The sequence below is a fragment of the Telluria sp. RB2R28 genome (assembly GCF_059685835.1).
The window spans coordinates 183078-209459 of record NZ_JCASIK010000005.1 but is presented as its reverse complement, the minus strand read 5'-3'; the positions used below and the strand labels follow the sequence as shown (position 1 = coordinate 209459).

Genomic DNA, 26382 nt, shown 5'->3' with positions numbered 1-26382 from the left:
ATGGCATGGGCAATGCGTCCCATTGCACTACGCTGCGATGGCGATGCGCTGCTGGGCCTTGTGTCCGAGCGCGCGCCCGTGCTGCTGCCCGCTCGCCTGTGCGTCGACCTTGAACACGCTCACCATCTGCTGCAGCGCCTGGGCCTGCTCCTGCAGCGCGCCGGTGGCGGCCGCCGCTTCTTCGACGAGCGCCGCGTTCTGCTGGGTTGCCTGGTCCATCAGGCTGACCGCTTCATTGATCTGGCCAATGCCCGACGTCTGCTCTTCGCCGGCAGCCAGGATCTCGGCCATGATGTCCGAGACCCGTTTTACACTCGAAACGATCTCGTTCATCGTGGTGCCGGTGCTGTCGACCAGGGCCGTACCCGCCTCGACATTGGTCACCGACGTGCCGATCAATTCCTTGATCTCTTTTGCTGCCGCTGCCGAACGCTGCGCCAGATTGCGCACTTCACTGGCGACGACCGCAAAGCCGCGGCCCTGCTCGCCGGCGCGCGCTGCTTCGACGGCCGCATTGAGCGCCAGGATATTGGTCTGGAACGCGATGCCGTCAATGACGGAAATGATGTCGACGATGCGCTTGGACGACGCATTGATGGCGCTCATGGTCTCGACCACGTCCCCGACCAGCTTCCCGCCGCGGATGGCCACTTCGGATGCCGAGCGCGCCACATTGTTGGCCTGGCGGACGTTGTCGGCATTGTGCTGCACGGTGCTGGTCAGTTCTTCCAGCGAGGACGCGGTTTCTTCCAGGCTGCTGGCCTGCTGCTCGGTGCGGCCCGACAGGTTCATGTTGCCGGCGGCGATTTCGGCGCTGGCGGTGGCGATCGACATGCTGCTGTCACGCACGCTGCGCACGGTGCCGGACAACTGCTCCTGCATCGAGGCCAGGCCCTTGAGCAGCGCGCCCATTTCATCCTGGCGATCGACGACGACCGTCGTCGACAAGTCGCCGTGGGCCATCGCGTCGAAGTGAGCGATCGCTTGTTCGAGCGGTCGCATGATTGCGCGCAGCAAGTACACCGACGACACGATTGCCAGCACGAGGCCGAACACCACACTTAGACCCGCCGCCCACATCAAAGTGTTGAACAGTGCCAGGCTGGCCTCGAACCCATGGCGGGCGGTGGTCAGCTGGTAGTCGTCCAGCGCCACCGACGCCTTGTCGAAGATGCCGTACAGCGCCGTCATTTCCTTCATCGACAACGCCTCGACACGCTCGACGTTGCCCTGCTCGATGGCGGTGGCCAGCGCCAGCATGCCATCGTTGATATAGCGTGTGCGTTCGGTTTCCAGGGTCTTGGCCAGTGCTGCCTCTTCACCATTGCGCGGCATGGCCAGATAGGTTTGCCACGATTTGTTGGCGTCGTCGATGAAGCCCTTGGCGCGCGCGATCGTCTTGGCGACGTCGGGCGCGTCCGGATGGAACACGGCGCGATCCAGGCCGAAACGGGCGCGGTTCAGGAAGTTCTTGGAGTTGTTGATTGCAATGCTCGAGGCGAGCTGGTTGCTGTACACCTGCTCGAGCGCGGCATGATTCGAACGCATGCCATAGATGCCGAGTACACCGATGGCGGCAATGAGAAGACCGAGGACTGCCAGCGTGGCGATCAGTCGGAAACGCAATGTTAATTTGGAAAGCATGGAGGCCCTGGATAAAGTTTTCTTGCGCGGAGTGAATACCGCAACGGAAAGACGATAGCCCGGAAGTGACTACTTCCCGTCAAAAAATAGAGTCTGACGTTCAATATCCTGAAAAGTAGTTGTCTATGAGCAACAGCGCGCAGATCTGCTGATCCTTTTTGGCTGCAAGCTTGTTCATTTGAAAAGTGTACCTATATCCCTGTGCACATAAGGTTTCCCACCTATCTTGAACTCGACATCGCAAAAGCACTGAGCGAGGTTGGTTTGAACGCGTGGACGGCGTAGCCGCCCACCCTATAACTGCAATCCACCCTATTTTCACCAAGCCATAAAAAAACCGGGGCACTTGGCCCCGGTTCTCTGGTCAAACAATCCCGCCGATTACAGGTGCACTGAAATCTGCGGCATCAGATCATCAAACGTACGGCCACTACCGTTCTCGCCGATCGCGTGCATCTTCCACTCGCCACCATGGCGGTACAGCTTGGCCATGATCTGCGCCGAGTGCGATCCCGTCACCGACAGGTTGAAACGCGCGACTTCCTGCTGGTTGCCTGCATTGATCAGGCGGCAGTAGGCGTTTTCCACCGTGGCGAAAGTCTGCCCGGTGAAGCTGTTGACCGTGAAGACCAGCGCCTTGACCGATGCCGGCACGGCGTTCAGGTCGACGGTGATCTGCTCGTCGTCGCCATCACCGGCGCCGGTGCGGTTGTCGCCCGTGTGCACGATGCTGCCGTCCTTGCTCTTGAGCTGGCGGAACCAGATCACGTCCACCGGCTTGTTCGACTCGTCGAACATGACCACCGATGCGTCCAGGTCGACTGCGTCCGACTTGCCGCCACCGAAGCCGAAGAAACCCTTCGACTTGATCGCATCCCAACCCAGACCCATGGTCACGCGGGACAGGCCGCCACCGGCTTCCTTGTCCAGAGAGATCTTCTGGCCTTTTTGCAGATTGACTGACATTGTGTTCCTCCGTTATTTCGCTGGCTGCTGCATCCAGGCTTTGAATGCAGTGCGGTTGCGCGAACATACATACACCTTGCCACGACCCGAGAAGCGCAGGACCATGCCCTCGCCACTGGTCTGGCTGTTGATCAGGTTACCCAGGAAACCGCCGCTGGTGCCGGTCGTGATCGAAATTTCGTAGCGCAGCGTGCTGTCCCAGCACACCACGTGCGAATTATCAATGATCGCGTCCTTGCCTGGCTCGACATCCAGCACCGACATCGACCCGAAGCCCGACACCACTACCTGGCCCTGGCCGCCTGTCTCGGTAACGAAAAAGCCGCCACTGTTGGCGAAGATCGCATTGCCCAGACTTTGCGTGCGCACCTTGAGGTCGACACCGGACGTGGCCGCGACAAATGCGCCATCGCTGATGATGTAGTGGTTCGGACCGACATCGACCGTCTGCATCGCACCCGGCAGGGTTGGCGACAGCAGGCAGTCGCCATCGCCGCGCGTGGCTTCGATGTGCTGCTGGAAGAACGACTCGCCGTTGGCAAAGGTGCGCATCAGCGCACTACCGAGCCCGCCCTTCATCTTGCCTTTGAGGTCGAGGGTCGATTCCATCATCACCATTGCGTCGGATTCGCAATAGATGGTCTCGCCCTGCTTCATCGACACATGAAGGAAAGGATCGACGTCCCCGGTCACGGTAAATACTGGCATTTGGCTTCCTTAGAATGAGGTTCCACGCAGGGCGCCCCCGCAGAAGCGCCCTGGCTTGATTGATTAAACGTTGACGCCGTAGTTGCGGGCGAGTGGGCCCAGGCCGCCGGCAAAGCCCTGGCCGATCGCGCGGAATTTCCAGTCCGCGCCATTGCGGTAGACCTCACCGAAGATCATGGCCGCTTCGGTCGAACCGTCTTCCGACAGGTCGTAGCGCGCGACTTCGGCGTTGGTGGCGTTGTTGACGCAGCGGATGAAAGCCTTGCCGACCATGCCGAAGTTCTGGCGACGGGTTTCGGCGTCGTGAATGGTCACGCCCAGGACGACCTTGTCGACGTCAGCCGGGACCTTGGTCAGGTCGATGGTGACGAATTCATCGTCGCCATCGCCGGCGCCGGTCGTGTTGTCGCCCGAGTGGACGATCGAACCGTCGGCAGACTTGAGGTTGTTATAGAAGATGAAGTCGCCATCCGAACGGACCTTGCCGGACGAATTGAGCAGGAACACAGCGCCGTCGAGGTCAAAGGCTGCGCCATCGGTGGCGCGAATGTCCCAGCCGAGTGCGACTTTCAGTGAAGTCAGGCCTGGTGCTTCTTTCGACAGGTTGACGTTGCCGCCTTTTTGCAGACTGATTGCCATGATGAGAATCTCCTAAATTGTGAACACCGGGTTGCAAGCGCCGCGAGCTGGTGTTCTGCCACTCGCAGCGAATTCTGTACTGCAGGGCCGGCATGCATGCCGCCGGCCCGGTTACCGCTTACGCGCCGCCCAGTGCGGCGTGCTTCTTCTTGTACTGAATCGAGCTCCACAGCGACGCCAGGATGAAGGCCACGCCCACACCGCCGGTGATCAGCTCTGGCACGTGCCACTTCATGCTGGCCAGCATGATCACGGCCAGGATACCGATCGCGTAGTGCGCGCCGTGCTCGAGGTAGACGTATTCATCAAGCGTGCCCTTGCGCACCAGGAACACGGTCATCGAACGCACGAACATCGCGCCGATTGCCAGGCCCAGCATGATGATCACGACGTCGCTGGTGATCGCGAACGCGCCGATCACACCGTCGAACGAGAACGACGCATCCAGCACTTCGAGGTACAGGAAACCACCGATACCGCCTTTTTTGACCGCGTCACCGACAGCGCCCTCGCCCGATTCGCTCTTTTCCAGCAGGCTGCTAAGCATATCGACAGCAACATAGACCAGGATGCCCCACATACCGGCGATCGCAACGACCATCTTCTGCGCTTCATCAACATACGTCAGGCTGAACAGCAGCGCGGCGATGGCGATCATGACGGCGATCGACGACACCTTGCCGAGCGAACCCAGTTTTGCTTCGAAGTTGCCCAGCCAGTGGGTTTCCTTTTCATCGTCCAGCATGAAGTTCAGGAACACCAGCAGCAGGAACATGCCGCCGAATGCCGCCACTTCAGCGTGGTGGTTGGTCAGGTGCATCGAGAACGCTTTTGGATTGGTCAGCGCCAGGTTCCAGACTTCTGCCGCGCCCAGGTCGGCAGCCACGGCCACGATGACCAGCGGGAACACCAGACGCATGCCGAACACGGCGATGATGATGCCGACGCCCAGGAACAGCTTGATCCAGAACTCGTCCCAGGTCTTGAGGACCGAGGCGTTGACCACCGCGTTATCGAATGACAGCGAGACTTCCATGACGGCCAGAATGGCCGCCACGCCCAGCGCGGTAATCATGCCCGACGTTCCACCATGATCGAATCCCCACCAGGCCGCAAGGGCAAGACAGACCGCGGTCACGATGAATGACCAGGTAAAGTACTTCATTAATATTTCCCCTCTTATGATTTATGAAAAACGGTGCTGACGAACAATTGTAAAGGTTGCCAAGCGATTGAAAAAGCGAAGATAATTGGAAGATTACTTCCGAAAAACAGAAGCCATGAGCCACGCACTCCCCAACTTTCGCCACCTCTATTACTTCTGGGTGGTTGCCAAGGAAGGCAGCATCACGCGCGCCGCCGAGCGCCTTGGCCTGGCCATCCAGACAGTGAGTACGCAGCTTACCTTACTTGAACAGGCGTTCGGCAAGGCACTGTTCACCCAGCAGGGCCGGCGCCTGACGCTGACCGAAGCGGGCCGCCTGGCGCTGTCGTATGCCGACCAGATATTTCTGCTGGGCGAGCAGATGCAGGAAGCGCTCGATGCGTCCGACAGCACGCGCATCCGCCTGGCGGTGGGCATTTCCGATTCGCTGCCCAAGTTCACCGCCTACCGCCTGCTCGAGGTCACGACCCGGCTGGCCACGCCGGTGCGCCTGGTGTGCCACGAAGACCAGTACGAGGCGCTGCTGGGCGACCTGGCGCTGCACAAGCTCGATGTCGTGCTGACCGACCGCGCCGTGCCCACCGGCACCACGCTGCGCGTGTTCAGCCACCTGCTGTCCGAAAGCGAGATGTTCGTCGTCGGCGCCCCGGCCCTGGCGCACGCGTACCGCGATGATTTTCCGGCGTCGCTGCACGGGGCGCCGTTTTTGCTGCCCACGCGCAACAATGCCCTGCGCGGCAAGATCGACGACTGGTTCGAGCGCCATGCGATCCGGCCCGATGTGGTCGGCGAGTTCGAGGACAACGCGTTACTGAATACCTTCGGCCGGCGCGGCCTGGGCCTGTTCTTCACGCCGGCTGCGCCCGCTGCCGACATCGACTACCAGCTCGGCGCTGAGCTGGTCGGCCGGGTGCCGGAGGTGCGCGAACACTTCTATGCGATCTCGAACGAACGCAAGATCAAGCATCCGGCGGTCGAGGCAATCCTGTCGGCCGTGCACAAAGGCGCGTTATCAGACGGATAAGGGCCGTTTTGGGTTGTACAATGCCCTCTTGCTTTGCCTTTTGTTAATACATCTCCAGCATGGAAAATATCCTCTTCCTCGTTCTCGCCCTGTTTCTGGTCGCGCTGAACGGCCTGTTCGTCGCCGCCGAATTCAGTATCGTCACGCTGCGCAAGACCCGCGTGAACGCCATCGCCAGGACCACCGGCCTGCGCGGACGCATCCTGGAGAAAGTCCACGGCAAGCTCGACGCCTACCTGTCAGCCTGCCAGCTGGGCATCACGCTGGCGTCGCTGGGTCTGGGCTGGGTCGGCGAGCCGGCCTTTGCCAGCCTGCTCGAACCGGTCTTCGCGTTTGTTGGCGTGACGTCCGAAGAACTGATCCACAGCATTTCGTTCATCGTCGCGTTCTCGGTGATTTCGTTCCTGCACATCGTGGTGGGTGAACTGGCCCCGAAAACGCTGGCGATCCGGCTGCCGGAATCGGTGGCGCTGTGGTGCGCCATCCCGCTGTATGCGTTTTACTGGGCCATGTACCCGGCAATCGCCCTGCTCAATGCCAGCGCCAATACGCTGCTGCGCGTGGCGGGCCTGGCCGGCAAGGGCGGGCACGACCATCACTACTCGCTCGACGAACTCAAACTGATTCTGCGCACCAGCAACCCGGCCGAAAAGATCACGCAGGACGACCGCAATATCCTGGCCCAGTCGCTCGACTTCAGCCAGCTGGCAGTGTCCGAGCTGATGCGCCCGATCAACGAAGTCAGCGCCCTGTACGCCAGCCGCTCGCTCGAGCAGAACCTGGAAACCGTGCGCCGCAACCGCTTTTCGCGCTACCCGTATTTCGACAAGGACGGCGAGGAAGTCATCGGCATCGTCCACCTGAAAGACCTGTATTTTGCGCTGCAGTCGGGCCGGCCCATCGGCGACCTGACCCAGTTCCTGCGGCCGGTCGAATCGATTTCGGCGCGCACGCCGGCGCAGGACATCTTCCGGCGCTTCCGCGGCGGCGCGCCCCACTTCGCGCTGATCGGCGAAAAGGGCAAGCGCCCGGTCGGCTTCGTCACGCTCGACAACCTGCTGGGCGCGATGGTCGGCGAGATCCGCGATGAATTCCGGATGAACGAAAACGACTGGCTCAAGCAGGCCGACGGCACCTGGATCGGCAAGGCCAGCCTGCCGATCTTCTCGCTCGAACGCCTGCTGGGCATCGATATCGACAACGAACAAATGGGGCTGGACGATGTCGAATCGGTCGGCGGCCTGTTGATGGCCAAGCTGGGCGACATCCCCAAGCAGGGCCAGCGCATCGGCTTCCCGCAGTTCGATGTCGTGGTCAAGAAGATGAATGGACCGCGCATCCTGCTGGTCAAGGTGATCCCGCAACTGACCCGTGCCGGCGAGAACGACGACCACGACTAACCGCCTTTTACATCGGCATTGCTGACATTACACAAGAATGATGCTATTTTTTGTGTATATCTGCGTGAACCGACGAGAGGCATTCAATGTCCGCCCAGCTTCGCCATAACGTTCACCTCGCCGGCCAGGGCGCCGCCACCATGGTGTTTGCCCATGGTTTCGGTTGCGACCAGACGATGTGGCGTCACCTCGCCCCTGCCTACCAGCACCGGTATCGCGTCCTTACCTACGATCTCGTCGGCTCCGGCGGCTCGGATCTTTCGGCCTATGACCGCGCCCGCCATGCGACGCTGCAGGGTCATGCCGACGACCTGCTCGCCATCATCGACGCCCATGCCAGCGGTCCGGTGGTGTTTGTCGGGCACTCGGTCGGCGCGACGATCGGCATGCTGGCCACGATCGCCGCACCCGAGCGCTTCGCGGCCCAGATCATGGTCAGTCCGTCGCCCTGCTACATCAACGACGGCGACTATACCGGGGGCTTCACGCGCGACGACATCGACGAACTGCTCGAGACGATGGAGACGAACTTCATCGCCTGGTCGCACAGCCTTGCACCCACCATCATGGGCGCGCCCAACCAGCCCCACCTGGCCTCCGGGCTGACGGCCAGTTTTTGCCGCAACGATCCCGAAATCGCCCATCACTTTGCCAGCGTCACGTTCCGCTCGGACCACCGCCTTGATGTGCCCAGATCCACGACGCCCGCGCTGATCCTGCAATGCAGCGACGACCTGATCGCGCCGCGCACGGCCGGCCAGTGGCTTCACCAGAACCTGCCCGGCAGCACGTTCGCGATGGTACCGAATGTCGGCCACTGCCCGCACATGAGCGCCCCGACCGCCGTCTCGGCCGCCATCGACGCCTTCCTCACACAGCCGCTACGCTGACCGTCCATGAACGCCGCCCTCACCGCGACCGACCTGTTCTTCGACCAGGCTGCATGCGGCCTGATGGCAACCGATGCACACGGCATGATCCTCGCGGCCAATGCCAGCCTGCATGCATGGCTCGGGATGCCCCCCGGCGCGCTGGTGGGCGCGCGCCTGCACGACCTGCTGCCGGCCAGCGCCCGCCTGTTTCACTACACGTGCTGCGTGCCGCGCCTGCAGAGCGAGGGCGCGGCGCATGACATCCAGATCGACCTCCTGATACCAGGCGGCGCGCGGCTGCCGGTACTGATCCAGCTCGTGCGCCAGCGCGATGGCGATCGCGAGATCGACCACTGGGCCCTGTTTCGCGATGGTGGCAGGCACGCCTACGAAAACGCGCTGCTGTGCAGGTCGGAGGCCGCCGACGCAATCCGCGAGGCGCAGCGCCAGCGCGACCTGCAACTGCAGGCGGTGAACACGCAGTTGTCGGCGGCCGACCTGCGCAAGGATGAATTTCTCGCCACGCTGTCGCACGAGCTGCGCAATCCGCTGGCCCCGATGCGCAGCGCGCTCGACGTTCTCAAGATCAAGCATGGCAATGACGAGGATGCGCGCGTGATCGGCGCGTTCGACCGCCAGCTGCGGCACCTGACGCGGCTGGTGGACGACCTGATGGAAGTCTCGCGCATCACCCAGAACCGCATGCAGCTGCGGCGCGCGCCGGTCGACATGGCGGCGCTGGTGCGCGGCGCGGTGCACGACATGGCGCCGGTGATGACTGCGGCACGCCACACGCTGCGCCTGGCCCTGCCCGATGCGCCGCTGACCGTCGATGGCGACGCCACGCGCCTGGCGCAGGTGGCGATCAACCTGCTGGGCAACGCGGCCAAGTACACGCCCGATGGCGGGCTGATCGATGTCGAACTGGCGGGCCAGGCCGGTCACGCCGAACTGCGCGTGCGCGACAACGGCATCGGCATTCCGGCGGGCGCGCTGGGCACGATCTTTCAGTTATTCACCCAGCTGGAAACAGGACTCGACCGCGCCTGCGGCGGCCTGGGGATCGGCCTGGCACTGGCGCGCGGCATCGTGGAGCTGCATGGCGGCGAGATCCTGGTCGAGAGCGACGGGCCGGGCCGCGGTAGCCAGTTCACCTTGCGCCTGCCGCTGATCGCGGGTTGCGCGGCGGCCGAGCCAGCATTGGCGGCACCTGGCCAGCCGGCGCCACTGCGGGTGCTGGTGGTGGATGACAATGTCGATGCGGCCGAGACGATGGCGACCATGCTCGAACTGTTCGGCTGCACGACGCTGCTGGCGCATACGGCGGCCGGCGCACTGGCGCTGGCGCCGGACTTCCTGCCCGAGGTCGCGCTGCTCGATATCGGCCTGCCCGACTTCAATGGCTACGAACTGGCGCGCCGCCTGCGCGGGCTGGATGCCTGCGCCAGCACCAAACTGATTGCGGCCACCGGTTGGGGCCAGGAGCGCGACCGGCAACTGGCGCGCGATGCGGGGTTCGATCATCACCTGACCAAGCCGATCGATATCGAGCGGCTGCGCTTGCTGCTACAGTAAGCACCTGTTTCTTATCGACATCCAAAACATGACCCGCGCCTTGTCCCTGAACCTTCTCGCAGCAGGCTTGCTGTCACTGTCCGCGCTCGTCGTGGTGCCAGCGCCCGCCCATGCGTGCGAGCGCGTCTACCCGCAGGCCAATGGCGACGACCGCACGCGCCACGTGCGCCTGTCGGCCGGCTGGCCAGATGCGCAAATCCTGCAGAACCTCAAGCTCAATGTCGACCGGGCCGATGTGAAGCGCACCGAGAGCGCGGGCACGGTCAGCGTCCAGTACACGTACTTTCACAAGACGGTCGTGATCACGCGCTCGGCCAGCAAGGGAGTCGAGGTGCAGCTGCTGGAAAAGGATCGGGAGAAACTCGTCTGGCAGCTGGCAATGTGTTGATGTTCCGGAGCGGAGCGAGGCCAGGGGCCTCGCTCTGTACGCCCGTCAGGCGGCGACGATCTTGCGGTTTGCTGCGCCCGGCAACATGCGCAGCGTCTTGCCGACGACCGCCTTGTACGTTTTCGACGTGATCGTATCGACGTAGCGGTACTCGGCCCGTGTTTCGGTCGGGGTGACCGTCAGCACGACGAAGCCGCGCGAGGCCGTCTCGGCGTATTGCAGCGGCCCGATCAGCTGCTCCATGCCGCCCGCCACGGTGGCCGGCGCGACAGTCGGGAAATAGCTTTCGAAACCGGGCGAGGTCACAGCCGGCACGCCGAATTCAACGCCCACTGCCCGCCCTTGCTGGTCGGCCAGGTCGCTGGCCCAGGCATTGTGGGTGTCGCCCGCCAGCACCACCATGTTCTTGTTCAGCGCCTGCGCCATGTTCAGCACCGTCTCGCGCGCGGCATGGTAGCCATCCCAGGCATCGAGGTTATACGGCACCGGCGTGGCCGCCAGTTGCTGCTGCTCTGCGGCGCTCAGCGCCACGCCGGCCTTGACCTTGGCGGCAATCGCGAAGTACGCCGCATAGCCCGTCGTGCCCAGCACCATCGGCGCCGGCAGCAGCATGCGCGCCATCAGTACCTGCTGGCCCAGGACCTGCCAGGTGGCCGTCGACTTGCTCATCTGGTTGCGCAGCCAGGCGGTCTGCTCCGTGCCCATCAGCTGACGCGCCGGGTTCGTCACGTCGGCAGTGAAGGCCGCGCTGTTGAAGCTGCGGTCGGCGCCGACATAGCTGGCGTAGGCCAGTTGCTTGTCGCGGCCGATCACACGGGTGTCGAGCATGTGCAGCGACAGCAGGTTGCCGAAATCGAACGAGCGGTAGATCTTGTCCGGGCGCGCGGCGTCCGGTACGCGGATCGGCATCCACTCGTGATAAGCCTGGATTGCCATCTGGCGCCGCGCCGACCACAGGCCTTCCGTGGCCGGGTCGTGGTTTTCGGCGCCGCCGCTCCAGGTGTCATTGGTCAGTTCATGGTCATCCCAGACGGCGATGAAGGGCATGCGCGCATGCACCGCCTGCAGGTCCGGGTCGGTGCGGTATTGCTGGAAGCGAACCCGGTAATCCGTCAGCGTGATGATCTCGGTGGCCGGCTTCGACACGCGCCCCAGGGTGCCCGCGTTCTGCGATGCATAGCCGCCGGCGGCGTATTCGTAGATGTAGTCGCCCAGGTGCAGGCCGACATCGATGTCGTCGAACCTGGCGGCATCGGCATACACGTTGAAGTAGCCGGCCGGGTAGTTCGAGCAGCTGAACACGGCAAAGCGCACGCGCGAGACGCTGCCCGTTGGGAGCGTCTTGGTACGCCCCACCGGCGAGAGCTGGCCGTAGCAGCCGAAGCGGTAGAAATAGCTGCGGTTTGCCGTCAGGCCGGTCGCATCCACTTTCACCGTGAAGTCGCTGGCGCTGCCGGTGCGCAGGCTGCCCGAGGCCACCGTACGTGAAAAATCGCTCGTCTCGGAAATCTCCCAGCCGACATCGATGTCGGCGGCGCCGGTGGCCGTGATGCGCGTCCACAGGATGACGCGGTCGGCCAGCGGATCACCACTGGCCACGCCGTGCGCGAAGCTGACGGTGCGGTCGTCGCCGTCACCGCCGCAGGCCGCGAGCGGGAGCGTGGATACGGCGACGGTGCCGAGGGAGAAGGTACGAATGAAATTGCGACGCGAATGCGATTGGTTCATGGGATGGCAATTGGTAAAAGTGAAAGACGGCAAATCTTAGCCAGTGCCGATGACGCTCTGATGACGCGGACGATGCATGGGGCATGAAGTGCCGGGCATGATTTGCACGCCCGGCCGGACATGCCGGCCGGGCGTGCAAATCACGTGCGTGATCAAGCCTGCTTGCGCTTTTTCAGTCCGACGATGCCGGCCAGGCCCAGGCCCAGCAGCGCCAGTGAATGCGGCTCCGGCACTGGCGTGGCCGGACCGAACACGGCGTCGCGCGCGGTGACGGCGATGTCCGGATAGTTGGTGAAGACACCGTCGACACCAAGGTTATAGGCCGCCTCATAGGTGGCCGGGTTGCTCAGGAAGGTGTACGGCGTGACCGTCATCCCGGCGTCGTGCGCGGCCTTCACGCAGGCTGCGCTGAGCAGGCCTGCCGAAGGGCCAATCCCGTCGGCGATGGCGGCGACCGCAGCCGCCCCTGCCGCCGTGGTAGGGCAGACGCCCAGATAGCTGACCGGGATGGACGAGTTGGTGTTCAGGTATTCCACCTGCGCTGCGTTGAAGGACTGCGTCAGGGCGCGGCCCGCCGTGGTGAAGTACCCGTTGTACTTCGCATTGGTCAGGCCCGCCAGGATGGCTTCAGCTACCTCCAGCCCGGTTTGCTTGGCTTCCGGGAAGACGCCGATCGCGACACCGGTTTCCAGGAAATGGTTGTAGGCCAGGTCGAGAAAAGCGTCGTAGGACGTGAAGCTGTACGAGATGGCCGGGTTGAAATAGGTCTTGTCGGTGCAGTAGCCATTGGCGTTGCGGCACGTCACGGATAACTTCTCGAGCTGCGCCAGCGTGAATTTGCGCACATCGTAGGTCCCGTTGCTGGAACGCAGGGCGGCGATCTCGGGATGCGTCGCCGCGAATGCGACGACATTCGTCGTGGCATTCAATGTGCCGTCGTGCAGCATCACGGCCTTGTTGTCGGCAGTCAGGTAGACATCGCCTTCGATATAGTCGGCGCCCATCCGCATGGCGAGCTGATAGGACTGCACCGACTCTTCCGGCAGGTACCCGCTGGCGCCACGGTGGGCAATCACCAGCGGACGTTCACCGGTGAGGGTCGACACGGGCATGGCATGGGCGGCGACCGGCGCGAACAGCATGGCCGCGAGCGGCAACAGTCCGAGATACGACGTTTTCATAAAAGCAAACCCTCTTCAAGTGTTATGAGTTATTTCGCGCCACGCATGACGGGCGAGCGCATCAGAAGTTGTCAGCGCCATATTGGTGGGGCGAACGAGGGGATGCTAATTCGGCATGATGACAGTGGCATGAATTCGCGCGCCGATGTGTTGTTGAGGCGGCCACATTTTGCAAGGATTGCCAGGCAGCACGAATGGGTGGGTCGATCGACAAACGGTCAGCGCACGGCGACGGCCGTCATGTCGATCAGGTACTGGTTTTTTATTGGAAGATGGCCTGCATGACAACGGGGTGCTGCAGTAGCGCCCGATGCCTGTTGCAGCTGGCGCCTGCCAGGCCGCCCTTTGCTGCGCTGATTCGCACCCTGCCCGTTACCGCCCAACCGCTGCTGCAGCGGTCTTTCCACAATCGCTTCCCAGCCATTTTCCGGTGCCGCTTGATTTCTGGCTGATGTCTGCGCCGCCCGGCCCCGGTAAGGTAGTGACTGAGTCAAACCGGTACGATGTTTCACTCTCGGCCTTCAGGACGGCGTCGACCTTCATCCGGGGCTGGGAGCAGGTCATGCTCACATTCATTCCGCCTGCGGTAGGTGTCATCTTCTTGGTGCAGGAATCCCCGCCTTTTTTACCGAACAAATCGAAGTCGTTGATGTTTTGCCGGGTAATGCACTGTCTCGTGCGCAAACCATCGCCATTGAGTTCGGTGCCATTCGCAGCCAGCATCTTGTCGATCTGTGCGCGCTGCTCGGGCGTCATCAGGGCCATCTGGCTTTTCATCAGTTCAAGATAGCCCCCCAGCGGGTTGCCACTTGCCTGGTCGGACAGCGTCATATCGATCTGCCACAGCCCGGGTTTGATGACCGGTTGCTGCGCGAATGCCTGTCCTGCACAGAGGCTGGCGAGGGCAAAGACGATCTGTGTGGCGTGTTTCGTGCGCATACTGGCTCCTGATAGGTGGGGTGTTTCAGTGTATGCGATTCGGGCAGAGAGCGAATTCTGAGGTTGTGCAATCGATGCGATACAAGTAACTCAATGTCGGGGGACAGGCAACGCATGCCTTCGATCCGATGTCCTGGGCGGCGCCAGGTCCCGGTGAGAATTACTTGCCCACGGTCCCTGCGCGCTTGCTGAACACGTCCTTAAAAACGGGCATCGCGGAGAACACGTTTGGCCAACCGGCATAGAACGCCAGTTGCGTGAGCATTTCCCCCGCTTCTTTTTCGGTCAGCCCATTGTCCATGGCGCGGTTCAGGTGGTAGGTGATCTGCGCTACCTGGCCGGATGTCACCAGGGCGCTGACCGTGACCATACTGCGATCACGCGGTGCAAGCCCCGGACGCAGCCAAAGGTCCCGGAACAACGCCTCGGTCGTGTACTTCACCACGCCTGGCGAAACCTGCCCGAAGTTCTCTTCGACTGTCCTGGCGCGCCTTTCCTCTGCTTGTTTGTCCAGAGGCAGCAACGCGACCGTTGCCGGAGGCAGTTGCGAAACATCGATCTGGCGTTGGGCAAACACGGCTTGCGCGGCACTTGCGGCCCCGCTTGCATTGGGCCAGCCCGAATAGAAAGCGAGGTGGGTGATGATCTCCGCTATTTCGCCAGGCTTGACCCCGGCGTCGAGAGCCCGGGCCAGGTAGGAAGGCAGTTCCGCTGTCGCGTTTCTGGAAACGAGTACGGCAATGGTGACAAGCGACCGATCGCGCTGCGACAGGTCCGGGCGCTTCCATACGTCGTCAAATAACAGTTTTTGGGTGTAGTTGTCGAATGCTGGTGCAGCCATGAGTACTCCTTTGGTTGGCGGTGTTGAACTGGGCGCACTCGTGCGCGGCTGTGCACTTGCATCGCCCGACATGGCGAACAAGCTTGCGCAGCCAAGCAATGCAAGAGCGAGCCCGCTGTTTGGCATGACGGACTTATTGCGCGTACTGTTCATCGCTGACTTTCTCCAGCCACTCGACGGTTTTGCCACCCACCGCATCCTGGATGGCGATATGGGTCATCGCCGTGGTCGGTGCAGCGCCGTGCCAGTGCTTGACGCCTGGCGGGGTCCAGATCACGTCACCGGGACGGATATCTTCCGCTTTGCGGCCCCACTGCTGAATCCGTCCCACGCCGGATGTCACAACGAGGACCTGCCCTGCAGGGTGGGTATGCCAGGCCGACCGGGCGCGTGGTTCGAACGTGACTGCGCCGGCCGAGGTGGTAACCGGCGGGTGTGCGCCAAACACCGGGTCGACCCGGACGTTACCGGTAAAGTTTTCCGCTGGCCCTTTGATTGATGCCTGGCTGCCGGCGCGGGCAATCGTCATTTCGCCGGGTCTGGCGTCGGCGCCTTGCGCTGCGGTCCCTGGCTTGCCCTGTCCTGTCGCAGTTTGCGAGAAAGCAGGTGCGGCAAGAAAGAGCGATAGTGTTGCTGCGATGATAGGTTTCATGGATTTCCTGTGACCCGTTAATGCTGTTAAAAATCGGCTTGCCTGCTTCAGTCCTTTGATTCTGCATCGACGCCCGAATGCCAACGACGTCGTAAAAGGTGCTCATCTGCCGACGTTGGCAGAGGCCGGTGCAGGACCTGAACTGGGCAGCGCGAACGCCACGATGCTGTTGCCGAGCTTTGTTTTCAGCGCCACTTTCCCGCCTGCGGCGATGACCACGAATTGACGGCCACTACGCGGCCCCCGATATGTCATGGGCGACGCGTTGGCGCCAGCTGGCAGCCGTGCCTGCCAAAGCTCGCGCCCGGTACGCAGGTCGATCGCCCGGAGCGTTTTTTCTGCGGCTGCGCCAACGAATATGAGGCCGCCGCGCGTCGTGACGGTGCCACCCGTGAGTGGCGTCCCGATCGTCAACGGCACCATGGATGGGATGCCCAATGGACCGGAGTCGCGCGCCGATCCCAGCGGCTTGTGCCAGAGCAGCGCACCGGTTGCCAGATCGACAGCGCCGATCTGCCCCCAGGGTGGCGCATTGCAGGGAACGCCAAGCGGCGAAACGAACGTTGTCCCATAGGAGGCATAAGGGGTATTGAGCATGGGGCGCTCTGCATCGCCGCCCGAACTCTGACCGTCCATCAGTTTGAACTTGCGTCGTATTGCCTCGGCACGCGTCAGAATTTCGACCAGGTCGGCAGTCTGCATCCACGTCACCACCATGACGCCACGATCGAGGTCGATCGAGACACCGCCCCAGTTGATGCCGCCTGCAGAGCCGGGATCGAACAAGGTTGGCGTGTCGAGCGTGGATGGCGTCAGGTGGCCTTCGTAGCGCGATTGACGGAACTGCAAGCGGCACAGCATCTGGTCGATCGGCGTGACCCCCCACATGTTTTTCTCCACCAGCGTCGCCCCTCTGAACGCCGGCAACCGGATGGAAGCAGGTTGCGTCGGTGACAAGCGCTCTCCGGGAGCAACGGAACCCTGCAATGCAGCCTGCTCTTCGACCGGGAAAATCGGCTTGCCATTGGTACGATCAAGAACGAAGACCTCGCCACGCTTGGTGGCCTGGATCAGCGCATGGCGCACACCGTCGGGGCCTGGCAGGTCAACCAGGGTCGGTTGGGCCGGTACATCGTAGTCCCAGATGTCGTGGTGCGTGGTCTGGAAACTCCAGCGCGGCCGGCCTGTCTCGGCGTCCAGGGCAAGGACGGCGTCACCATACTGGTCGTCGAGCACGCGGCGCTGTCCGCCATAATTGTCCGGCGTGGCGCTTCCCATCGGCAAGTACACCAGACCAAGTGTTTCGTCAGCACTGATCGGCGCCCAGCTGTTGGGTGACGATGGGGTATAGACGTCGCCCTCGGGCGGTGCACCGATACGCTCGGGATGCCCGGGATCGAACGCCCACGCCAGTTGTCCGGATACGGCATCGAATGCACGGATGACGCCCGAAGGACCGCCCCAGAACTGACCGTCCGGTATGCCGCCGCCAACCACGATGTTGCCGCGGATGATCTGGGGCGCCGAGCTGACATAGAACTGCCCGCGCGGATACTTGCTGATGTTTGCGTTCAGGTCGACGAAGCCTTGCTTGCCGAAGCCCGTGCACGCCTTTCCGGTGTGAGCGTCCACCGCGATCAACGCTGGCGTCTGGCTGGCGGCAATGATGCGTTCCGCACAGGCGCCTGTCGCATTCGGTATCCGGTAATACGAAACGCCGCGGCACGGTTTGCCTGACGCAGGCACGCCACCAGACATGTCGTAGCTCCACCGTTTGGTGCCATCTTCGGCGTCGAGCGCCACGACCTGATTGAATCCGCTACAGGCATACAGCATGTCGCCCACCATGATGGGGACCGTTTCCAGGCCATTTTTCGGTCCTGGCGACATGGGGCCCGTATCGGCTGTCCACGCGACCTCCAGTTTGTCGACATTATCGACGTTGATCTGGGACAAAGGGCTGAAGCGGGTACCGGCCTGGTCGTTGCCGAAAGCCAGCCAATCCGTACGGTCGGCTGCGCCCGTTGCCTTGGATGCAGCGGAAGGTACCTGGGCCTGCATTCCCCGACGCATCCAGGGTGGCGCGGGATCCGGCCCTGCAGCGGCGTGGATTGCCGTCCCGGCAACTGCGGCAATGGCAAAGACGCCGACGCCTACCAATGCACCACGGCGTCCTGATGTGGCAGCCGTCACCGCTGCCATGTCGGGAGACCGCCGTACGGCCGGCAACAGCAGGAGCAGGCCCATGGCAAACGGCGCGCCCAGCCGTGGGACCAACGCCCACCCATCGAAGCCGACTTCGCCGATACTCCACGCCAGCGTCAATGCCAGGACAAGCCCATAAGCGCGGATTGCATGGGGATGACGCCGCGCCACCATCCAGCCAATTGCGACGAGTGCAACCCCGCTCAGGGCGTAATAAGCTGAGCCGTTGGCCATCAATAAACGGACCCCGCCGATCAGCAGTACGAATCCGATGAGTGCAAACAGGATTGCCATGCCATGACGAATCCAGCTGTTCAATCTTGGTTCCTTGGGTAGGGTCATGATCGCTTCCCTGCCTGCTGCGGTTTGGGAAGTGCCTGCGCCGTGACGAACGTGCGCGCACGGAAGACGGCGCCACCCTGCCCGCCTGCACCGTCGCTGGCGACGATATACACCTCGTTCGTTCCAGGCTTGAGGGCCAGACTCGCCGATTTGAGGTAATGGCCTGCATCGCGCCCCGGCAGCAGGATCTGGCCGATCGGAATGCCGCCCTGACTGAAAACGAGTACCCTGCCCTGGCCATTGAGCGCCACGTAGAGGTTGCCCTCGACGTCGACCCGCATCGAGTCGGGAGCCGGCCCGATGAAGCGATACACCACTGCTACCCCGAGACTGGACACGGTTGCAGGCGTTTCCAGGGTAATGCGCAGAAGGCGGTTCTGGCCAAATTCCGTTACCCACAGATACTTGCCGTCCGGGCTCAGCGCGATGCCGTTGGCCAGTGCAAGGCGTTGCACGATGGGCGTGACGGTACGCATGTCCGGTGCCACGTAATAGACCCCGCCAGTCGGATCGAACGCCGTGCCTTTGAAGTCGGTGAAATAAAATCCGCCATGCCGATCGAGTACCACGTCATTCGGCACGTAGGCATCGGCCGTCACCGCTATTTTGTTGAATTCATCGCGGCCAGGTTCGATCACACCCAGCATCCCGCGCTTGCGGTCTCCCGCAGCTGCAACGAAAATGCGCCCGTCCGGATGGATGGCCAGGCCACCCGCGTGCAATCCGGGTTGATGCAGCAATACCGAGATGCGCCGATTGGCGTCCAGGCGCACGATCCTGCTGCCGCCGACATCGCACACGAGCAGGTTGCCTTCGGTGTCGAACAGCGCGCCTTCAAGCGCCGTGTCGGTGTCGATGACGTCTGCCCACTTTTCCGCAACCGCGCTCGGTATGTCGCGTTCTGCGGAAGGAATGGGCACCGGGCCCGTCATGCGCGGATCTCGGCGCAACGCAAGCGGGTCAGGGGCGTTTTGCGCAAGCGCGGGACAGGAGACGACAACCAGGCCACCCAGCGCGCCAAGCAGCATGGATCTTTTTTTCAGAGAGCAATGTATAGGCATCATTTCACTTCGAAGATGGGCTGCTTACGCCACAGGCGGCAAACCATCAAGCAGTTTGTCCAGCGTGACCGGATATTCCCTGACCCGTACGCCAGTCGCGTTGTAGACGGCGTTGGCGATCGCAGCAGCAACCCCACTGATGCCAAGTTCGCCCACGCCTTTTGCTTTGAGCGGCGCAATCGTGGGGTCTGTTTCATCAAGGAAGATTGCATCGAGGTGAGGCACATCGGCATGCACCGGCACTTCGTAGCCTGCAAGATCATGGTTGACAAAAAAACCGACGCGTTTGTCGACGACGAGTTCTTCCATCAAGGCGGCCCCGATACCCATCGTCATGCCGCCGATCACCTGGCTACGCGCGGTCTTCGGATTGATGATCCGACCTGCCGAGCAAACAGCAAGCATGCGCCGCACGCGGATTTCGCCGGTGGCGGCATCGACGCCCACTTCCACGAAGTGGGCGCCGAACGTCTGGATTGCATAGCGCTTGGCCAGGTCACCGTATTCCATGACATCTTCCCCGACCAGATCGCGCCACCTTGCAGCATGGGTCAGTGGCACGCTGCGATTGCCGGCGCGTACCAGGCCACCGGCAAACTCGGAGGTCGCAGGATCCAGTTCCAGTTGTTTTGCCACTGCTTCGCGCAATTTGACACAGGCGGCATACACGCCTGCCGTGGAAGACGCTGCGCCCCATTGCCCCCCTGAACCGGCAGACTCCGGGAAGTGCGAATCGCCCAGGCTGACGCGCACCTTGTCGATGCCGACGCCCATCATCTCCGCTGCAGTCTGGGCGATGATCGTGTAGCTGCCCGTGCCGATATCGGTCATGTCGGTTTCCACCGTGACGATGCCGCGGTGGTCGAGGCGGACCCGTGCTGCTGACTTCGTAACGGGTGCACCGCGGATGGCAGAGGCCATGCCGATGCCAACCAGCCAGCGACCGTCACGCCGGCTGCCCGGTCGTGCATTGCGTTCGCTCCAGCCAAACTGCTTCGCCCCGGTTTCCAGGCATTTGACGAGCTGTCGCGTTGAAAATGGCCGCTTCGGGTCTTCCGGATCGACCTGGGTATCGTTGAGGATCCGGAATGCCACGGGATCCTGACCGAGTTTCTCGGCCATCTCATCCATCGCAATTTCAAGTGCCATCATGCCGGGCGCCTCGCCGGGCGCACGCATCGCACTTCCCTCGGGCAGGTCCAGATGCGCAAGCCGCAGGCGCGTCATTCTGTGCGGGCCGGCATACAGCAGCCGGGTGGCTGCGGTGGCCGCCTCCGGCCTGCCGCCTTCGATGTTGCCAGACCAGCTTTCGTGTCCGATGGCATCGATCTTGCCGTCGCGAGACGCGCCGATCCGTACGCGCTGGATCGTGGCTGGCCGGTGTGTCACATTGTTGAACATGAGGGCGCGCTGCAGCGTTACCTTGACTGGGCGCCGCACCTTGCGCGCGGCGACGGCGGCAAGAACTGCATCCGACAGAATCGTTCCCTTGCCGCCGAACCCGCCGCCGATGTAGGGTGTAACGATGCGTACGTCTTCCTTGGCAATGCCAAGTGTTTTCGCGAGATCGCGTACGCCCCAATTGACTTGTTGAACCGAGGTCCACAGCGTCAGCTTTTGTCCCTTCCAGACAGCGATAGTCGCATGGGGTTCCATCATTGCATGTGACTGGTCCGGCGTCGTGAAATGCGCGTCGAGCTTGACGGCCGCCCTGGCGAAAGCGCCTTCGAAATCCCCCACGGACGTTTCGGCCGGCGGTGAATACGGGCCTGGCTTCGGGGGCGGTGCGCCATCTTTCGCAGCGGCCAGATCGAATACGCCATTGCCACGTCGGTATTGCACCCGCACCAGTTGCGCAGCTGACCGCGCCTGCTCGAAGGTCTGCGCGACAACAATGACGACCGCCTGGTGGTAATGATCCACATCAGGCCCGGCCAAAGCCCGCGCTGCGTAAAACTCGCCCTTGTCCAGCTGGCCTGCGTTGTCGGCGCTGATTACGGCCAGCACTCCCGGCGCCCGGCTGGCCGCCCGCGTGTCGACCGCCTCGATCGTTCCCTTCGCAATCGCTGCGCCAATGACGTAGCCGTACACGGCGTCCGGCGTAGCCTCGTGCTGTTCGTAAGCATAGGTAGCGGTGCCAGTGACCTTGCGTGGGCCATCTACCCGATCGGCTGGATGACCAACGACCTTCATCTGGTCGATGGGATTGGTTGTAGCGGGGTTATCGAATTTCATGACTGTGTGCTCCTTGCTTGCGCCAGCACCGACGCGAGGGTGCGCTCGGCCAGTGTCAACTTGAATGCGTTTTCAGGGGTCGTCCTGGCGCCTGCCAGCAGCTGGGCCATGCCGGCCTTGTCGCCACTGGACATGGCGCGTTCGGCTGCCTCTACTCGCCATGGCATGTGAGCCATTCCTCCCAGTGCAATGCGCGCAGTGCCATCCGCTTGCACGATGGCGCCGACCGAAATCAACGCAAACGCATAGGATGCGCGGTCGCGTACCTTGCGGTAGATGTGCGTGCCCCCAATCGGTGGTGGAAGCGTGACGGCAGTGATCAGTTCACCGGGCTGTAGCGTGTTTTCGACATGGGGCGTGGTACCGGGCAACCGGTAGAAATTTGCGATAGGGATCGTGCGGCTCGCACCGCCTGCGTTGACTGTCTCGACCGTCGCGTCCAGTGCGCGCATGGCCACCGCCATGTCGCCCGGATAAGTTGCAATGCATGCGTCGCTCACGCCCAGCACGGCATGCTGACGGCTGTATCCACCGATCGCGCTGCAACCGCTGCCGGGACGGCGTTTATTGCATGCCTGATTGGTATCGTAGAAATACGGGCACCGCGTCCGCTGCAGCAGATTGCCGGCTGTCGTCGCTTTGTTGCGCAGTTGCGCGGATGCACCGGCAAGCAGTGCGCGGGACAGCAGCCCATAGTCGCGCCGCACTAGCTGGTGGGAGGCCAACGCCGTGTTGCGTACCAGTGCGCCAATGCGCAGTCCGCCATCGGCCATGGGTTCGATCTTGTCGAGTCCCAGTCCATTCACGTCGATCAGGTGAACCGGCGTTTCAATCTCCAGCTTCATCAAATCGAGCAGATTCGTTCCGCCTGCAATGTATTTTGCGCCAGGGTGTCGGGCAGCTGCAGATGCCGCTTCGGCTGCAGAATGGGCGCGCTCGTAGGTAAAGGCTTTCATGGCTGCCCTTTCACGACCGTTGCACCGGCGACTTCCGTGATGGCGTCGATGATGTTCGAATAGGCGCCGCATCGGCAAATATTGCCGCTCATACGTTCCCGCAGTTCGTCTGCGCTCAGCACCGGCCTGGTGGTGAGATTGGCCGTTACATGGCTTGGAATATCGGCGTTGATTTCGTCGAGAACTGCCACGGCCGAACAGATCTGGCCTGGCGTGCAATAGCCGCACTGGAAACCGTCATGCTTGACGAAGGCTTGCTGCATGGCGTGCAGGCGCTGAGGCGTCCCCAGCCCTTCAATCGTGGTGATACTGTCGCCATCGTGCATGACAGCAAGCGTCATGCACGAATTGATGCGCTGTCCGTTGACGAGTACGGTGCATGCCCCGCACTGCCCCTGGTCACAGCCTTTTTTCGTGCCAGTCAGGTGCAGGTGCTCACGCAGCGTATCGAGCAGCGTGGTACGTGTATCGAGTTCGATGCGGTGTTTCGTGCCGTTGACCTGGATCGCCACCGTTGCCGGCGTACCTGACCCGGTATGTTGTGCCTGCGCGTTGGCCTCGATCGGCAGCATGCTGACCGCAGCGGCGGCCGAGCCGGTGACAAGAAATTCTCGACGTGAAACTGCCAGCTGTTCTGGATGGTTCATGGGTTCGGTATCCAATTCGTTTTGCGTGTTCAATGATTGGGAGCCGTGATCGTTTCATCGACGATGCATTCAATTCCCCTGGCAAGGCAAAGTACGTTTGTACGAATATGACCAGCTTGCGGGGCGCACGATTCAAACGGTATCCTCATCCTCCTGATTTATTGCCTGATCCTCTGACGAGCGTGAATTCGGTAGGCATGGCCAGTCCCACGTCTTATCCTTGAATAAAATAAATCCAGTAAAGAACCATGAATTCGTCCGCTCAAACGCCTGTTCTCTCCCCTGATTCTTCACCGAGCCGACGTGACACACTCAGAATGCAGTTGGTCGACCGCGTCATACCACTGGTTGGCGCCGAGCCGAGTTTTTCGACGTCGATTCCTGGTGTGACGCTGTATCGCTATATCGCGCCGACGGTGCCAGACTCCGTTACGTATGAGCCGAGCGTGGCTGTGGTCCTGCAGGGGAAGAAACGGGTGATGCTGGGGCCCATCCGCTTTGATTACGATGCGTCGCATTTTCTGATTACCTCGATCGATCTGCCGGTGACGAGCCAGGTTGTAGAGGCCAGCCCGGAAGCACCTTATTTGTGTATCAGGCTCAAGTTGGACATGGGCGTTGTCCGGGAGATGCTCGCAGGGGTGTCGGCGACTATTGCGGGAATGAACAACGGCGAACCGGGCATGACGACGGCGGAAACGACCGCAGAAATGCTTGATGCCTTTTTGCGGCTGATCGACCTGCAAAGTGTGCCGGCTGAAATCCCTTTCATGAGCGCGTTGATTGAACGTGAGATTATTTTCCGCATTCTTCAAAGCGCCGAAGGGCAACGCCTTCGCGCGATTGCGACATCAGGCGACAACAGTCAGCAGACAGCCAAAGCGGTCGAATGGATCAGGGATCATTTCACTGAACCTCTTCGTATCGAAGAGCTTGCGCAAATCGCCTGCATGGGCGTGTCTACGCTGCATCATCACTTCCGCCTCATGACCTCGATGACGCCACTTCAGTACCAGAAAAAACTGCGTCTGCACGAAGCGCGGCGGCGCATGCTGACAGACGGCATGGATGCTGCAAGTGCAGGTTTCGTCGTGGGGTATGAAAGTGCCAGTCAGTTCAATCGCGAATACAGCCGTGCTTTCGGCAAGCCGCCGCTGCGCGATGTCCGGTCATTGCTGGCAGCCGGCGATGGCCTCGCCACCTGATCGAATCGTCTTTACCACCAAGGGGCAGACATGACAGTCATGACCAATTCTTTTGAGCGAACTGGCGCCAATCTGCACCGGATTTCCTTTGGAGGAATCATGGTTAAGTCGCTGAAATTAGTCGATATGCAGGCGATCGATGCTGAGACCATGGCCCGCGTGTTTACAAAGATGAAGGTCATCGCCAGGTAATCTCACCCGCGTGTTTTATGGGTATGCGTGCGTTGACGCACGGCGCGGCGCGTACCACACGCCTAATCTCGATCTTCCGATGTCACCGCCCGTCGCGTTGCCACAAGCAACCGGGCCATTCAAGAAAGGTTATTTTCAATGGAATCGAAGCAAGCAACACTGCACCGCATGGTCACCCCTGAACATACTTGTCCGTTCGGCGTCGCATCGCTCGACCTATTGCAACAGGCGGGTTACCAGGTCGAGGATCATCAGTTGACGACCCGGAGCGAAGTCGATTCGTTCATGCAGGCCGAGGGCGTTGAGACGACGCCGCAGACTTATATTGACGGCAAGCGCATTGGCGGGCATGAAGAACTCGCCGCTTTCTTGAACGAGAAGTGAAAGCCAGCCGCGTTGGCACCAGCATCATGGATGTCCACTGGTAGCCGAACGAGGCAGTTCGCAATCCATCATGTCCAGGAAGCAAACACACTGAACACCGGCCGTAAAGACGAGCCTACATTAAAGCATCGAATGCATAGATGATCCGGGGGCCTGATTCTTCCCGAAGCAGCTCATAATTGTCGATAGTCAGCGCATCGCCGCCTTCCGTAAAAATCAGCGTCGCGCCGCCTCTGCTCACAAACTGGTCGGAACTGGAAGGAAGGATTTCTATGCGTTCGTAGCCTTTGATCGACACATAGAAACGTCCTACCCGGCGGCTGAAGCGAACCGTTTCGCCATTGCTGAGCGTATAGGCGTATTCGTAGTTTGCAAACTCGCGCGGTTCGACATGAAAGCGGCGCGCGCTGACGATCACGTTCTGTGCGGATTCCAGCGACTCTGCGGCGCTGGTGACTGGCGCCGAGTCCTGAACCTGGGCGAATGAAGAGGCAGACAAAGCCACGGCAGCGGCGAGAATCGATTCAGTGATTTTCATGCAATTCTCCAATGCGTTACAAAACGACTGAAAAAAATCCAAGACCGGACGAAAGCAGTGCCTTGGCGAGAAGTGAGTTGAGGCACGCGCCGTTGGAGTAAACTGCGGGCGGTTTATTTGCACGCAGGCCTTTAATCCAGCTTCACTGTTGTGTCAGCTTAGCAGGTTGCCAGGCCAGAAAAGTCACCAACTATTTCGACGAGCATTTGCCGACCCGGGGGACGTGCCAGCGGTGACTCCACGCTGTATCGCCTTCACGCCCTCCTTAAACTGATCAGACATGGCTAAATGCCGAACATCGCCAGGCCGGCGTCCGATTGGTGTTTTCAAGCCGCCTGGGCCAGTAACCACCCCTGCAAGTTCATTGCCCAATAGCGCCTGGATTCCTGGAATGTACACATTGGCAACCAGTTTATGCCGCACCGCCGACAAGCTTCGCCAGCAAGAACACATCGCTGGATTCGATGAGTTCAGGTACCTGCTGCGACAGCATCCGCAGATGTGGCGCTGCAAGATGCCGGTCCAGGTCAGCTTTGCTCTGCCATTCCTCAGTAAATACGAAGCGCCGTGGATTGGCGATATCGCGGTTCACCTGATAGCTGATGCACCCTTCCTCGCGCAGCGTCGGTTCGACAACGCTGCGTAACAGTGTTTCCAGTTTTTCTTCCAAACCGGGCTTGGCAACAAAAATAGCAACGACGGGCAAGGTCATGGTGGTCCCTGAAAGTGAGCGACCGACAAGATTATCACAATGGCGCTGGCGGAAAGTTCCGCGACGGGCGCTGGGCACAAATCGACGGTCCAACTGCAAAACGCTGGCCTCGCCAGCACGTTTTGCGCCTTCCTTCTATACTGGCCGACCGCCGCGGCGCAGACCGCGGCTTGACCCCTACGT

25 protein-coding genes are annotated in these 26382 nt (G+C 61.5%); 8 read left to right on the top strand and 17 right to left on the bottom strand.

Features of this window, described 5'->3' with window-relative positions; translation table 11 throughout:
• Positions 1–27 precede the first annotated feature (27 nt).
• From AC56LV_RS19205 to AC56LV_RS19185, 5 genes are all read right to left on the bottom strand, one after another.
• Positions 28–1644 (bottom strand): methyl-accepting chemotaxis protein, encoded by a 1617-nt coding sequence (locus AC56LV_RS19205; protein WP_499560000.1) that lies wholly within the window; start codon positions 1642–1644, stop codon positions 28–30.
• Between the two features lie 381 nt (positions 1645–2025).
• The gene (locus tag AC56LV_RS19200; RefSeq protein ID WP_499453423.1) at positions 2026–2610 is read right to left on the bottom strand and encodes a TerD family protein; all 585 of its coding nucleotides are present in this window, start codon (positions 2608–2610) and stop codon (positions 2026–2028) included.
• 12 nt (positions 2611–2622) lie between these two features.
• Positions 2623–3318: a TIGR00266 family protein gene (locus AC56LV_RS19195; RefSeq protein ID WP_499453422.1), complete on the bottom strand. Its 696-nt coding sequence runs from the start codon at positions 3316–3318 to the stop codon at positions 2623–2625.
• A 63-nt stretch (positions 3319–3381) separates the two neighbouring features.
• On the bottom strand, positions 3382–3957 hold the full coding sequence (locus AC56LV_RS19190) for a TerD family protein (RefSeq protein ID WP_367610557.1): 576 nt from the start codon (positions 3955–3957) through the stop codon (positions 3382–3384).
• Between the two features lie 118 nt (positions 3958–4075).
• Positions 4076–5122: a DUF475 domain-containing protein gene (locus AC56LV_RS19185; RefSeq protein WP_258836550.1), complete on the bottom strand. Its 1047-nt coding sequence runs from the start codon at positions 5120–5122 to the stop codon at positions 4076–4078.
• Between the two features lie 115 nt (positions 5123–5237).
• Between AC56LV_RS19185 and nhaR the strand changes: the two genes are divergently transcribed.
• The 5 genes from nhaR (at position 5238) to AC56LV_RS19160 (ending at position 10381) form a co-directional block, all read left to right on the top strand.
• Positions 5238–6146 carry a transcriptional activator NhaR gene (nhaR, locus tag AC56LV_RS19180; RefSeq protein ID WP_499453419.1) on the top strand — a complete coding sequence of 303 codons (909 nt, stop codon included), beginning with the start codon at positions 5238–5240 and terminating at the stop codon, positions 6144–6146.
• 59 nt (positions 6147–6205) lie between these two features.
• The gene (locus tag AC56LV_RS19175; protein WP_332533028.1) at positions 6206–7546 is read left to right on the top strand and encodes a hemolysin family protein; all 1341 of its coding nucleotides are present in this window, start codon (positions 6206–6208) and stop codon (positions 7544–7546) included.
• Between the two features lie 86 nt (positions 7547–7632).
• Positions 7633–8436 (top strand): alpha/beta fold hydrolase, encoded by an 804-nt coding sequence (locus AC56LV_RS19170; RefSeq protein WP_499559998.1) that lies wholly within the window; start codon positions 7633–7635, stop codon positions 8434–8436.
• Positions 8437–8442: 6 nt separating this feature from the next.
• The gene (locus AC56LV_RS19165; protein WP_499559996.1) at positions 8443–9993 is read left to right on the top strand and encodes a hybrid sensor histidine kinase/response regulator; all 1551 of its coding nucleotides are present in this window, start codon (positions 8443–8445) and stop codon (positions 9991–9993) included.
• 28 nt (positions 9994–10021) lie between these two features.
• Positions 10022–10381 (top strand): hypothetical protein, encoded by a 360-nt coding sequence (locus tag AC56LV_RS19160; protein ID WP_499559994.1) that lies wholly within the window; start codon positions 10022–10024, stop codon positions 10379–10381.
• A gap of 45 nt (positions 10382–10426) precedes the next feature.
• On the opposite strand, the gene AC56LV_RS19155 is transcribed toward AC56LV_RS19160, so the two are convergent.
• The 10 genes from AC56LV_RS19155 to paoA all read right to left on the bottom strand — a co-directional run bounded on the left by AC56LV_RS19155 (position 10427) and on the right by paoA (position 23168).
• Positions 10427–12109, bottom strand: a complete 1683-nt coding sequence (locus AC56LV_RS19155; protein WP_499559992.1) for an alkaline phosphatase D family protein — start codon at positions 12107–12109, stop codon at positions 10427–10429.
• A 152-nt stretch (positions 12110–12261) separates the two neighbouring features.
• Positions 12262–13290, bottom strand: a complete 1029-nt coding sequence (locus AC56LV_RS19150) for a glycerophosphodiester phosphodiesterase family protein (protein ID WP_499559990.1) — start codon at positions 13288–13290, stop codon at positions 12262–12264.
• 372 nt (positions 13291–13662) lie between these two features.
• Positions 13663–14229, bottom strand: coding sequence for a DUF3617 domain-containing protein (locus AC56LV_RS19145; RefSeq protein WP_499559988.1), 567 nt, complete (start codon positions 14227–14229; stop codon positions 13663–13665).
• 160 nt (positions 14230–14389) lie between these two features.
• Positions 14390–15070 (bottom strand): carboxymuconolactone decarboxylase family protein, encoded by a 681-nt coding sequence (locus AC56LV_RS19140; protein WP_499559986.1) that lies wholly within the window; start codon positions 15068–15070, stop codon positions 14390–14392.
• A 133-nt stretch (positions 15071–15203) separates the two neighbouring features.
• Positions 15204–15722 (bottom strand): (R)-mandelonitrile lyase, encoded by a 519-nt coding sequence (locus AC56LV_RS19135; RefSeq protein WP_499559984.1) that lies wholly within the window; start codon positions 15720–15722, stop codon positions 15204–15206.
• A gap of 102 nt (positions 15723–15824) precedes the next feature.
• Positions 15825–18269 (bottom strand): membrane-bound PQQ-dependent dehydrogenase, glucose/quinate/shikimate family, encoded by a 2445-nt coding sequence (locus AC56LV_RS19130; RefSeq protein ID WP_499559982.1) that lies wholly within the window; start codon positions 18267–18269, stop codon positions 15825–15827.
• Positions 18266–19297, bottom strand: coding sequence for an SMP-30/gluconolactonase/LRE family protein (locus tag AC56LV_RS19125; protein WP_499559980.1), 1032 nt, complete (start codon positions 19295–19297; stop codon positions 18266–18268). Before AC56LV_RS19125 ends, AC56LV_RS19130 begins: the two co-directional genes overlap by 4 nt.
• Before the next feature lie 57 nt (positions 19298–19354).
• Complete coding sequence (gene paoC / locus AC56LV_RS19120) at positions 19355–21565, bottom strand: aldehyde oxidoreductase molybdenum-binding subunit PaoC (protein ID WP_499559978.1); 2211 nt, start codon at positions 21563–21565, stop codon at positions 19355–19357.
• Positions 21562–22521 carry an FAD binding domain-containing protein gene (locus AC56LV_RS19115; RefSeq protein ID WP_499559976.1) on the bottom strand — a complete coding sequence of 320 codons (960 nt, stop codon included), beginning with the start codon at positions 22519–22521 and terminating at the stop codon, positions 21562–21564. Before AC56LV_RS19115 ends, paoC begins: the two co-directional genes overlap by 4 nt.
• Positions 22518–23168: an aldehyde dehydrogenase iron-sulfur subunit PaoA gene (gene paoA, locus AC56LV_RS19110; protein WP_499560223.1), complete on the bottom strand. Its 651-nt coding sequence runs from the start codon at positions 23166–23168 to the stop codon at positions 22518–22520. Before paoA ends, AC56LV_RS19115 begins: the two co-directional genes overlap by 4 nt.
• A 248-nt stretch (positions 23169–23416) precedes the next feature.
• On the opposite strand from paoA, the gene AC56LV_RS19105 reads away from it, so the two are divergent.
• From AC56LV_RS19105 to AC56LV_RS19095, 3 genes are all read left to right on the top strand, one after another.
• Complete coding sequence (locus tag AC56LV_RS19105; protein ID WP_499559974.1) at positions 23417–24373, top strand: AraC family transcriptional regulator; 957 nt, start codon at positions 23417–23419, stop codon at positions 24371–24373.
• 30 nt (positions 24374–24403) lie between these two features.
• Positions 24404–24565 carry a hypothetical protein gene (locus tag AC56LV_RS19100; protein ID WP_499559973.1) on the top strand — a complete coding sequence of 54 codons (162 nt, stop codon included), beginning with the start codon at positions 24404–24406 and terminating at the stop codon, positions 24563–24565.
• A gap of 138 nt (positions 24566–24703) precedes the next feature.
• Complete coding sequence (locus AC56LV_RS19095; protein ID WP_499559971.1) at positions 24704–24949, top strand: glutaredoxin domain-containing protein; 246 nt, start codon at positions 24704–24706, stop codon at positions 24947–24949.
• A 115-nt stretch (positions 24950–25064) separates the two neighbouring features.
• On the opposite strand, the gene AC56LV_RS19090 is transcribed toward AC56LV_RS19095, so the two are convergent.
• Both AC56LV_RS19090 and AC56LV_RS19085 read right to left on the bottom strand, forming a co-directional pair.
• Positions 25065–25487 carry a hypothetical protein gene (locus AC56LV_RS19090; RefSeq protein WP_499559969.1) on the bottom strand — a complete coding sequence of 141 codons (423 nt, stop codon included), beginning with the start codon at positions 25485–25487 and terminating at the stop codon, positions 25065–25067.
• A 412-nt stretch (positions 25488–25899) separates the two neighbouring features.
• Positions 25900–26199: a putative quinol monooxygenase gene (locus AC56LV_RS19085; RefSeq protein WP_499559967.1), complete on the bottom strand. Its 300-nt coding sequence runs from the start codon at positions 26197–26199 to the stop codon at positions 25900–25902.
• Between the last annotated feature and the right edge of the window lie 183 nt (positions 26200–26382).